General features: G+C 69.9%; 11 protein-coding genes. 8 read left to right on the top strand and 3 right to left on the bottom strand.

The window, feature by feature from the left end; all coding sequences use genetic code 11:
• Positions 1-62: 62 nt before the first annotated feature.
• Positions 63-1214, bottom strand: coding sequence for a DNA-processing protein DprA (gene dprA, locus U1T56_RS06000; protein ID WP_418158533.1), 1152 nt, complete (start codon positions 1212-1214; stop codon positions 63-65).
• Between the two features lie 285 nt (positions 1215-1499).
• Between dprA and U1T56_RS05995 the strand changes: the two genes are divergently transcribed.
• Positions 1500-1979, top strand: a complete 480-nt coding sequence (locus U1T56_RS05995) for a hypothetical protein (protein WP_418158532.1) — start codon at positions 1500-1502, stop codon at positions 1977-1979.
• Between the two features lie 485 nt (positions 1980-2464).
• On the opposite strand, the gene U1T56_RS05990 is transcribed toward U1T56_RS05995, so the two are convergent.
• Together U1T56_RS05990 and U1T56_RS05985 are read right to left on the bottom strand one after the other, a co-directional pair.
• The gene (locus U1T56_RS05990; protein WP_418158531.1) at positions 2465-2752 is read right to left on the bottom strand and encodes a helix-turn-helix domain-containing protein; all 288 of its coding nucleotides are present in this window, start codon (positions 2750-2752) and stop codon (positions 2465-2467) included.
• Between the two features lies 1 nt (position 2753).
• On the bottom strand, positions 2754-3110 hold the full coding sequence (locus U1T56_RS05985) for a type II toxin-antitoxin system RelE/ParE family toxin (protein ID WP_418158530.1): 357 nt from the start codon (positions 3108-3110) through the stop codon (positions 2754-2756).
• A gap of 127 nt (positions 3111-3237) precedes the next feature.
• On the opposite strand from U1T56_RS05985, the gene cas3 reads away from it, so the two are divergent.
• The 7 genes from cas3 to cas2 all read left to right on the top strand — a co-directional run bounded on the left by cas3 (position 3238) and on the right by cas2 (position 10870).
• Positions 3238-5463: a CRISPR-associated helicase Cas3' gene (gene cas3, locus U1T56_RS05980; RefSeq protein ID WP_418158529.1), complete on the top strand. Its 2226-nt coding sequence runs from the start codon at positions 3238-3240 to the stop codon at positions 5461-5463.
• Positions 5464-5546: 83 nt separating this feature from the next.
• The gene (gene cas5c, locus U1T56_RS05975; protein ID WP_418158528.1) at positions 5547-6221 is read left to right on the top strand and encodes a type I-C CRISPR-associated protein Cas5c; all 675 of its coding nucleotides are present in this window, start codon (positions 5547-5549) and stop codon (positions 6219-6221) included.
• The gene (cas8c, locus tag U1T56_RS05970; RefSeq protein WP_418158527.1) at positions 6218-7984 is read left to right on the top strand and encodes a type I-C CRISPR-associated protein Cas8c/Csd1; all 1767 of its coding nucleotides are present in this window, start codon (positions 6218-6220) and stop codon (positions 7982-7984) included. The genes cas5c and cas8c overlap by 4 nt, the downstream gene beginning before the upstream one ends.
• Before the next feature lie 3 nt (positions 7985-7987).
• Complete coding sequence (cas7c, locus tag U1T56_RS05965; RefSeq protein WP_418158526.1) at positions 7988-8875, top strand: type I-C CRISPR-associated protein Cas7/Csd2; 888 nt, start codon at positions 7988-7990, stop codon at positions 8873-8875.
• 5 nt (positions 8876-8880) lie between these two features.
• Complete coding sequence (cas4, locus tag U1T56_RS05960) at positions 8881-9537, top strand: CRISPR-associated protein Cas4 (protein WP_418158525.1); 657 nt, start codon at positions 8881-8883, stop codon at positions 9535-9537.
• Positions 9534-10574: a type I-C CRISPR-associated endonuclease Cas1c gene (gene cas1c, locus U1T56_RS05955; RefSeq protein ID WP_418158524.1), complete on the top strand. Its 1041-nt coding sequence runs from the start codon at positions 9534-9536 to the stop codon at positions 10572-10574. The genes cas4 and cas1c overlap by 4 nt, the downstream gene beginning before the upstream one ends.
• A gap of 5 nt (positions 10575-10579) precedes the next feature.
• Positions 10580-10870 (top strand): CRISPR-associated endonuclease Cas2, encoded by a 291-nt coding sequence (gene cas2 / locus U1T56_RS05950; RefSeq protein WP_418158523.1) that lies wholly within the window; start codon positions 10580-10582, stop codon positions 10868-10870.
• Positions 10871-11094 lie beyond the last annotated feature (224 nt).

Here is an 11094-nt window from a genome sequence, read left to right as displayed (position 1 = left end):
AGTGCGGGCCCGCCGGTCGAGGTTCGCCCGCTGGCCTCTAGATGCTCCCTTGCGCGGCCCGGTCAACCGGCGCGCAGCGAGACCCGGTTGCCGGGATGACGATCGATGCGCCCCAGCAGCTCGAGCTCCAGAAGGGCGGCCTGAACGTCCGGAGCCGGTGCATCGCATTCGCGGATCAGTTCGTCAACCGCGAGCGGCTCGGCCCCGAGTGCTTGCGCCACGCGCGCGGCGAGCGAATCCGGCGCTTCGGGCGGGTTCGTCCTCGGATGCTCGGATGCCGCCTTCGGCCGTTCCGCCGTGGCGGGGCAGCGCGCCCGGCGCTGCTGCCGCGGCATCGGCGGCTCGCGATCCACGAGCGGCTGCAGCACCGCCAGGACGTCGGCGGCGCTCTCGACGAGGTGCGCCCCCTCCCGCAGGAGCTGGTTGGTGCCCTTGTGACGCGGGTCGAACGGGCTGCCCGGCACCGCCATCACCTCGCGTCCGTAATCGGCAGCGAGCCTCGCCGTGATCAGGGAGCCCGATTGCGGCGCCGCCTCGACCACGACGATGCCGAACGTGAGCCCCGCGATCACCCGGTTCCGGCGCGGGAAGTCCTTGGCCCGTGCCTGCGCCCCGAGCGGCCGCTCGCTCACGATGGCGGCTTCCGCCGCGATCCGCGCCATGAGCGCCTCGTTCTCGGGCGGGTAGGCCACGTCCACCCCGGCCGCGATCACCGCCACCGTCGCCCCGCCCGCCTGCAGCGCGCCTTCGTGTGCCGCCGTGTCGATCCCGCGCGCGAGTCCGGAGACCACGACCAGCCCCGCTTCTGCCAGCTCCCGCGCCAGCGCCCGCGCGAAGAGCCGGCCGTTGCCGCTGGCATTGCGTGCACCCACGATCGCCACCGCCGGCCGCTGCAGGAGGCCGGCATCGCCGCGCACGGCGAGCACGGGCGGCGCGTCCGGCAGAACGCGGAGCAGCGCCGGATAATCCTCCTCCGGCTGCGCCAGCATCCGCCCGCCGAGCCCTTTCAGCGCCGCGAGCTCGGCCGCGAGCGCATCCTGCGTCGGAAAGCGCGGCGGCCGCCCGTCCGTCCCGGTCCGCTGCCGCAGCGCCGCGAGCACCGCTTTCGCCGAGCCGTGGCGCTCGAGCAGTGCCGCGAACCCGATCGGCCCGACCCCCTCGCAGCGGGCGAGCTGCAGCCAGGCCAGTCTTTCTTCCGGCGATAGATCGGGCATGGCGACGACCATGAGACAGTGTGGCTACGGCTCGAATGGCGCATATCTCTCTTCCTGTGTCAACTTATAGGATAGAAAGCGGCTCTCCCCGTCGACTGGATCGAGAGCAGTCGATGCCTCTCGGGCTGTGATTCTCGGGCTTGCGACACTTTGTCGGTTGGAGTCCGTCCATGCAAAGCGATCTCAACTAAAAAGATAATAAGTCTGTCGAGATGCTCTCCTCGCCGGCAGGGCCCAAGGACGGCTTTCCCCGGCCACTCGAACCAACCGGCAATGCTCTCGGCCATGATCAGCCTCCACGCCATCCGCTCGGGTCACTCCTGTCTCCTCGTCGCCCTCCTCTGGTTCCATGCCGCGCTCGCGGCTCTGGTCGGATGGACGCAGCATGCGGAAACGACCCTGCTCGGTACCATCATCGACGTCGCGATCGCCCTCGTCGCCACGCTGCAGCAGCGTCGCACCTCGCCGTGGCTGCACCTCACCTTGAGCGTCGGCGCGATGGCCGGCATCGCCGTCCTGCTGGCGGAACTCGCCGTCCTGGCGCTGCTCATCGGCCTGTGCGACTGGCGCGCCATCGTGACGGCAGCCACGGTCGTCGCGGGCCATCACCTCGTTCTCGGCCTGACAGCGCCTCACTATGTCTTCCACGGCGGGTCCCATCTCGGCCGCATCGTCCTGCATGCCGTCATTCTCGCGGTCGAGGCTGGAGCCGCCATCTTCCTGTGCCGGAAGCTGGTCGCGCTCGTCGGCTCGATCGAGCAGTAGACCGCTGCCGCGAACGAGGAGCGACATCACGCCGAGGCGCTGGCGCGCCAGGCCACCCGGCTGCGGCAGGAGGCAGCCCGCTTCCAGCTCGAGCAGCCGGTCGGGGAAGCGGCATCGGCCTCGGGGGAAGAGGCGAAGGATCTGCTGCACCTCACCGCCGTTCCGGAGGTCGGGGAACGAGCGCCCACCTTCGCGGAGCCGACCCGTCCCAGGAGCTCGCAGGGCAGGAGCAAGGTCCCCGCGCTCGCCCACGCGTCGCTCGAGCATCTTCCGGCGTGAGCGCTCCTCATGAATCTCGGACCCGACTCGGAGGGTGGGAACCATCGCCAGCCCAGCCGCTTCTCGACGGCTGCCGTCCCCCCTCGCCGCGGAGACGGGGACGTGCCTCGCGATCCCGTTGCGGCTCGCCGGATCGGCTTCTGCCGGACAAGGGCGGCAGGATCGCGGCACGCAGGTGCCGCTTCGAGCCGGCTAGGCCCGGCCGGTCAGGACAACGCCCGCAAGACCGCCTCGGGCTCGCGCTCGATCACCTTGAGCAGCACCCGCGCCGGTCCCTCCGGCTTGCGGCGACCCTGCTCCCAGTTGCGCACGGCATCGACCGTGAACCCGAACCGGGCCGCGAACTTCGCCTGCGACAGGCCGGTCTTGCGCCGGATCGCGCGCACGTCGACCGATGGCGGCTCGTGCACGACGAAGCCCTCCACGGCCTCGCCGCGCGCAAAGGCAAGGGCCTGGCGCGCGCCCTCGAGGATTTTCTCGCCCGCCTTGATCATGTCAGCGCCTCTTCCGGTAGGCATCCTCGATCTGCCCCAGCATCACCCGGAGCTCGTTGCGCTCGGCCTGCGACAGGTCCGACCGCTCACCCTTCGAGAACAGCGCGATCAGGAATACCAGGATCGCGCCGCCGCCGAAGCAGGTGATCACACGGTAGCCGCCGCTCTTGCCTTTGCCGCGCCCGGCGAAGCGAACCTTCCTGGCACCACCCGTGCCGACGATCAGATCGCCCGCCTCCGAGTTGGCGGCGAGGAAGGCGACCATGATCTTGCGCTCATCCTCGCTCACACCCGCAGCCTTGCAGTGGGCGAGAAAGGCTTGGGTCTCGACGGCCGTATGCAGGGCTTCATCGGTCATTGACGTACATACGTCAACGGCGCAGCAAGAGACACCGTACCGACTTGATCTCTTTATAGTTGGGCAGATAATCTCTGCCCAGAAACTAAACGGCCCTCGGCGTGCGCTCACGATGTGGAAGGATCGCATGCCGGATGCTCTTTACGCCCACACCCGCCCGGACCGCCCGTCGGACGAGTGGGAGCCGTTGGCACGCCACCTCGGCGAGGTCGCGGCGATGGCCGGTGCCTTCGCGGCCACCTTCGGCGGCGAAGAGCTGGCGCGCACGCTCGGCCTTTTGCACGACCTCGGCAAGGCCAGCGAGCGCTTCCAGGCCTACCTGCGCGGCGAGGCACCCAGCACGGATCACTCCACGGCCGGAGCGCAGCTCGCTCATGCGCGCTACGGCGAGCGGATCGGCAAGCTCCTCGCCTTCGCCATCGCCGGGCACCATGCGGGCCTCCCGGACGGGGCCGGAGCCGAAGGGTCGACCCTGGCCGCACGGCTGAAGAAGGCAGTCGCCCCTTACGAGCGCTGGCAGGAGCTGGGTCTCGCCCTGCCGGCGAGCCTGTCGCCGCCGGCCGGCTTCGCCTTCCGCCCGGACCGGCATGGCTTCCAGGGCGCCTTCCTGACGCGGATGCTGTTCTCCTGCTTGGTCGATGCCGACTGGCTCTGCACCGAGCGCTTCGTCAACGGCGGCGTCGAGCGCGAAGCTTGGCCGGATCTCGCCAGCTTGAAGCCGAAGCTCGATGCTTGGCTCGCCAGAAAGCAGGCCGAAGCCGACGACACCCCGGTCAACCGGCAACGGCGGCGCATCCAGGAGCACGTGCGCGCGAACGCCGGCCTGGCACCCGGCCTGTTCTCGCTCACCGTGCCGACCGGCGGCGGCAAGACCCTCATCTCGCTCGCCTTCGCCCTCGATCATGCCGAGAAGCACGGGCTCGCGCGCGTGATCTACGTCATCCCCTTCACCTCGATCGTGGAGCAGACGGCGGCCGTGTTCCGCGAGGTTCTGGGTGAGGACGCCGTCCTCGAGCATCACAGCGCGTTCGATCCCGACAAGCTCCGGCACGACCCCGAGCACGAGGAGGAGCCGAGCGGCGCGGAACGGCAGCGGCAGGCGGCCGAGAACTGGGACGCGCCTGTCGTCGTCACCACGGCCGTGCAGTTCTTCGAGAGCCTGTTCGCCGCCACACGCGGCCGCTGCCGCAAGCTGCACAACATCGCGAACAGCGTCGTCATCCTCGACGAGGCGCAGACGCTGCCGCTCCACCTGCTGCTCCCCTGCGTCGCCGCGATCGACGAGCTGGCCCGGAACTACCGCGCCAGCATCGTCCTCATGACCGCGACCCAGCCCGCGCTGCGGGAAGGCGAGCTTCCGGGCGGGCTCGCCGGCGTGCGCGAGCTCGCACCCGAGGGCCTGGACCAGGAGCCAGCGTTCCGCCGCGTGCGGATCGCCCACGCCGGGCCGCTCGCCGACGATGTTCTCGCTGAGCGGCTCGCGGCCGAGCGGCAGGCCTTGTGCATCGTGAACGTGCGCCGCCACGCCCGCGAGCTGTACGAGGCGATCCGGGAGCAGGAAGGTGCTTTCCATCTCTCGACCCTGATGTGCGCCGCGCACCGGAGCGCCGTGCTCGCCACGATCCGCGAGCGCTTGCAGGTCGGGGCACCGGTGCGGCTGGTCGCTACCTCCCTGATCGAGGCCGGTGTCGACATCTCGTTCCCGCTGGTCCTGCGCGCCGAAGCCGGGCTCGACCAGATCGCCCAGGCGGCCGGCCGCTGCAATCGCGAGGGCGAGCTGGGCGAGGCGCTCGGGCGGGTGGAGACCTTCGAGAGCCCGGAACGGCGTCCGCCGCCCGAGATCGCGCAGCGCGCGGCGGCCGGGCGTGCGGCCTTGCGGCGGATGGAGGACCCGCTCTCGAGCGCTGCCGTCGCCCTGTTCTTCCGGGAGCTCTACCGGCTCAAGGGTGAGCCGGCCGTGGCCCTGGACCCGCACGGGATCATGGTGAGCATCGACGAGCGCACCCGCAGCTTCGACTTCCCCTTCGCCACCGTCGCCGGGCAGTTCCGCATGATCGAGGACGTCATGGTCCCGATCATCGTCCCCTGGGACGACGAGGCCCACCGGCTTGCCCGGGCGCTGGAGTATGCGCCGCGCATCGGCGGGCTTCTGCGGCGGCTGCAACGCTACACGGTGGGCGTGCCGCGCCGGGTGAGGGCGGAGCTGATCGCCGCCGGCGCCGTAGTGCGAGCCCGCGAGCCGGACTTTTCCGACCAGCTCGCCGTGCTCGCGAACATGGACCTCTACCGGCCGGACATCGGGCTCACCTGGAACGACCCCAGCTTCATGACGGCATCGGACCTGATGTTCTAAGCTGTTGCATTATATATGTCATGAGATACTATACCGTAAATTGAAATAACGTGAGCGACTGCTTGCAGGGGGGAGATGACCCTGTGACCTACGGCGTCCGCCTCCATGTCTGGGGTACATGGGCCTGCTTCACGCGGCCCGAGATGAAGGTAGAGCGGGTCTCCTACGACGTGATGACGCCCTCGGCGGCGCGCGGCATCCTGGAGGCGATCCACTGGAAGCCGGCGATCCGCTGGGTGGTCGATTGCATCCGGGTGCTGAAGCCGATCCGGTTCGAATCGCTCCGCCGCAACGAGGTCGGAAGCAAGGCCTCGGCCGCGAACGCCGAGCGGGCGATGCGCGCCGGCCGCCTCGACGGCCTGCACCTTCTCGTCGACGAGGACCGGCAGCAGCGCGCCGCCACCATCCTGCGCGACGTGGCCTACGTCATCGAGGCGCATTTCGAGCTGACCGCCAGAGCCGGCCCCGACGACAACCCGGCCAAGCATCTCGACACCTTCAGCCGCCGCGCCCGCAAGGGCCAGTGCTTCCACCAGCCCTGCCTCGGCTGCCGCGAGTTCCCGGCGAGCTTCGCCCTGATCGAGCCCGGCGAGCCGGCACCGCCACCCCACCCGGCGCTGATCGGCACGCGCGATCTCGGCTGGATGCTGCTCGACATCGACTACGCCAACGACAGCGCATCCCGCTTCTTCCGCGCTACGATGGTGGACGGCGTCATCGAGGTGCCGCCTCTGGATGCCGCGGAGGTCGTGGCATGACCGGTCCCCTCCAGGCCCTCGCCGCACGCTACGAGCGCCTCGCCGCCAAGGGCGAGCTGCCGGCTTTCGGCTATTCTTCGGAGAAGATCTCCTACGCCCTGGTCCTCTCCCCTGCGGGCAATCTCCTGGACGTGCAGCCTCTCCTGGACACGACCGGCAGGAAGCCCCAGCCACGGGCCATGCTCGTGCCGCAAGGGGTCAAGCGGACCTCGGGCATCGCCAGCAACTTTCTCTGGGACAAGACCTCCTATGTCCTCGGCGTGAGCGCCAAGGAAGGCGGACGCCTCGCGCAGGAGCACGCCGCCTTCCGCAAGCTGCACGAGGACCTACTCGTCGGCAGCGACGACGAGGGCCTGCAGGCGCTCCTCGCCTTCCTGCGCGGCTGGTCGCCCGAACGCTTCGCTGTCCCGCCCTTCGCGCCCGAGATGCTGGACACCAATCTCGTCTTCCGCCTCGACGGTGACGTGTTCCTCCACGACCGTCCGGCGGCGCGCGACATCTGGCTGTCGTATCTCGGCAGCGCCGACGCGCCGAAGGCCATGTGCCTCGTCACCGGCCGATCCGCCCCGGTCGCCCGGCTGCACCCGGCGATCAAGGGTGTGATGGGTGCGCAGAGCGCGGGCGCCTCCCTCGTTTCCTTCAACCTCGACGCCTTCACGAGCCACGGCAAGGAGCAGGGCGCCAACGCTCCCGTCTCCGAGGCCGCCGCCTTCGGCTACGGCGCCACCCTCAACGCGCTCCTCGCCAAGGGCAGCCGCAACGTCGTCCGGATCGGTGACGCCACCGTCGTGTTCTGGGCCGACGTGCCCGAGGCCGAGGTGATTGTGCATGGCCTGTTCGATCCCCCGCCGCCCGACGAAAAGAGCGAGGCGGCCGCCGTCCGCGACGTATTGGAGCAGATGGCGCGCGGCCGGCCCATCCGGGAAGTCAGGCCCGACATCGCCGAGGATACGCGCTTCTACGTGCTGGGCCTCTCGCCCAATGCCGCCCGCCTCTCGATGCGTTTCTGGCACGAGACCACGTTCGGCGATCTCACGCGCCACTTCCAGGAGCACTGGCAGGACCTCAGGCTCGAGCCGTCGCCCTGGGGTGGATCGCCGCCGGCGCTTTGGCGCCTGCTCATGGAGCTCGCCCCACAGGGCAAGGCCGAGAACGTCCCGGCCCACCTCGCGGGCGAGCTCACCCGCAGCGTGCTCACCGGCGGCCGCTACCCACGTGCGCTCCTCGCCGCCGCCCTCATGCGCATGCGCGCCGACCGCGCCGTGAACGGCCGTCGCGTCGCGCTCTGCAAGGCCGTCATCGTGCGTGAACTGCGCTGCAACAGTTCGTCATCAGCGGAGGACCATCTCGTGAGCCTCGATCGGGACGAGACCAACCCCGGCTACCGCCTGGGCCGCCTGTTCGCGGTCCTGGAGGATATCCAGCGCGCAGCGCTCGGCTGGAGCGTCAACGCCACCATCCGCGACCGCTACTACGGCGCCGCCTCGGCCACCCCGGCCTCGGTGTTCCCGCTCCTGATCCGGAACGCCAACCATCACCTCGCGAGCATCCGGAAGGTGAGGGGCGGCGGGCTCGCCTACGCCCTCGAGAAGGAGATGGGGCAGATCCTCGACGGCTTCGGCACGGTGCTGCCGAGAAATCTGGGCATCGAGGACCAGGGCCGCTTCGCCATCGGCTACTACCACGAGCGCTTCGGCCGCCCATCCGGCCTGCCCGACGACGAGACTTCGCCCGACGCCACCGACACCGACTCGGAGAGCTGACCCATGGCCGCCCTCAAGAACCGCTACGAGTTCGTCTACCTGTTCGACGTCACGAACGGCAACCCGAACGGCGACCCCGACGCCGGCAACCTGCCGCGCCTCGACCCCGAGACCAACCAGGGCCTCGTCACCGACGTCTGCCTGAAGCGCAAGGTCCGGAACTTCGTCCAGATCGAGAAGGCGGGCCAGCCCGGCTTCGAGATCTACATGGCCGAGCGCGCCATCCTCAACAACCAGCACAAGCGCGCCTACGAGGCATGCAAGATCAGCTACGAGAAGAAGGAAGACTACAAGAAGCTGCCAAAAGACGAGGCGAAAGCGCGCGAACTGACCGACTGGATGTGCGCGAACTTTTATGATGTCCGCACCTTCGGCGCCGTGATGAGCACCGGCTACAACGCCGGCCAGGTACGTGGTCCCGTCCAGCTTGCCTTCGCCCGCTCGATCGAACCCATCGTCCCGCTCGAGATCTCGATCACCCGCATGGCCGCCACCACCGAGGAGGATGCGGCCAGCAAGGGCGACATCCGCACGATGGGCAGGAAGCACGTCGTGCCTTACGGCCTCTACCGCGCCCACGGCTTCGTCTCCGCCAGCCTCGCCGAGCGCACCGGCTTCTCCGAGGCCGACCTCGACCTGTTCTGGTACGCGCTCCAGAACATGCTCGACCACGACCGCTCCGCCGCCCGCGGCGAGATGGCGGCGCGCCGGCTGATCGTGTTCCGCCACGAGAAGCCGCTCGGCAACGCCCCGGCCCACAAGCTGTTCGACCTCGTGAAGGTCGGCCGCAAGGATGCGGGCGATCCCGCTCCCGCCCGGCGCTACGACGACTACGACGTGACGGTCGGCACGCCGCCCGCAGGTGTGGAGATCCTCGAGCTGATCCAGTAGCCGCCATGATGCCCTCGGCCGCGGCGGGCGAGGGGGAGGACGACCCCGTCCCCCTCTCCGCCCTCCAGCACTGGCTCGTCTGCCCGCGCCAGTGCGCCCTCGTCCACCTCGAGCGCGTCTGGGCCGAGAACGCGCTCACCGCCGAGGGCCGCCTCGCCCACGAGGCCGTGCATGCGCCCAAGGGCGAGCGGCGCAAAGGGGTGAAGACCATCACCGGCATGCCGCTGCGCAGCCATGCCCTCGGCATCGCCGGTGTGGCCGACGCGGTCGAGCTGCACGCGACACCGACCGGTGTGGTGCCCTTCCCGGTCGAGCATAAGCTGGGCCGCCCCAAGCCCCACCGCGCCGACGCGGTCCAGCTCTGCGCGCAAGGCCTGTGCCTCGAGGAGATGTTCGCCGTCCCGGTCCCGGCCGGCGCCCTCTTCTACGGCCGCACGCGGCGCCGTCAGGACGTCGCCTTCGACGCCGACCTTCGAGTCCTCACCCGGCGCACGATCGAGAACGTGCGCTCCCTTCTCGCCGCCGGCATCACCCCGTCCCCGCATTACGATCCCAAGCGCTGCGACGCCTGCTCGCTCGTCGAGCTCTGCCGGCCCAAGTCGTTCGAGCGGCCGCGCAAGGTCGCAGCTTGGCTCGCCCGTCTGGTCGAGGAGAAGGCATGAGGCGCTACCTCAACACGCTCTTCGTCCAGACCGAGGGCGCCTGGCTCAGGAAGGACGGCACCAACCTCGTCGTCGAGGTCGACGGCGTCGAGAAGGGCCGCGTGCCCGCCCACCTCCTGGGCGGGCTCGTCTGCCTCGGCCGGGTCGGCGTCTCGCCGCCGCTCCTGGCCCATTGCTGCGAGAGCGGCGTCACCGTCACCTTCCTTTCCGAGCAGGGCCGCTTCCTCGCCCGCGTCGAGGGCCCGGTCGCCGGCAACGTTCTCTTGCGCAAGGAGCAGTACCGCCGCAGCGACGACCTCACCGCCACCGCCGCTCTCGTCCGCAGCTTCGTCCTCGCCAAGACCCTGAACCAGCGCGCCGTTCTGCGCCGCGCCCTGCGCGACCACGGCGACGGTATGGCCGAGGAGGCAAGGGCGGCGGTCGAGGCGGCCGAGCGCCGCCTGACCGACATCGCCCGCCGCGCCGAGAAAGACCAGGGGGCCGATGCTCTACGCGGCCTCGAAGGCGAGGCGGCGGCCGCCTACTTCGCCGTCTTCGATCACCTGATCCGCGCCGACGAGCCCCTGTTCCGCTTCCGCGGCCGTTCGCGCCGCCCGCCGCTCGACCCGGTCAACGCGCTCCTCTCCTTCCTCTACACGCTCCTCACCCACGACTGCCGCTCCGCGCTCGAGACCTTCGGCCTCGACCCGGCGATCGGCTTCCTTCACCGCGACCGCCCCGGCCGCCCGTCGCTCGCCCTCGACCTGCTCGAGGAGTTCCGTCCCGTCCTGGCCGACCGCCTGGCCCTTTCCCTCGTCAACCGGCGCCAGCTCGCGGCCGGGGACTTCCGCCGCCTGGAAAACGGGGCGGTGCTGCTGACCGAGGAGGCGCGCAAGACCCTCCTCGTCGCCTTCCAGGAGCGCAAGAAGGAGGAGCTTCTCCATCCCTACTTGCAGGAGAAAGCGCCCATGGGCCTGATGCCGCAGCTCCAGGCCCAGCTTCTCGCCCGCCATCTCCGCGGCGAGCTCGACGCCTACCCGCCCTTCGTCTGGAGATAGCGGCCTTGCTGGTCCTCGTGACCTACGACGTCAGCACCGAGACCGCCGCCGGCCGCCGGCGCCTGCGCCGCGTGGCCAACGCCTGCAAGGACTGGGGCCAGCGCGTCCAGCTCTCGGTCTTCGAGTGCGACGTCGATCCGGCGCAATGGGTGGCGCTCAAGGCCCGCCTCGTGGCCGAGATCGACCCGAAGGCCGACTCGCTGCGCTTCTACTATCTCGGCAGCAGCGGGAGGCGCCGCGTCGAGCACGTCGGCGCCAAGCCGGAGCTCGATCTCGACGGCCCGCTCGTGCTCTGAGGCGCCTTGCGCGAATCCGAAGCATCCGGCCGGGTCCCGGGAAGCCGCCGGTTTCTCAAGTACTTGCCGGCGACACGCTCTTTCTCGTTCCCGGTCCGGCATCGAGCCATCGCGCGCAGTTCGCGCGCCCGAGTCGATTTTCTGCTGCCCGACAATGTGTTACGGTCAGATGAACGCAGTCGCCTTCCGCTGTGCAGAGGGGGCGTGGATTGAAACCTTCCCGG

Source organism: Benzoatithermus flavus (assembly GCF_037908215.1).
GTDB lineage: Bacteria > Pseudomonadota > Alphaproteobacteria > Geminicoccales > Geminicoccaceae > Benzoatithermus > Benzoatithermus flavus.
The sequence above is the reverse complement of the archived record's forward strand: the minus strand, read 5'-3'. Positions and strand labels throughout refer to the sequence as shown.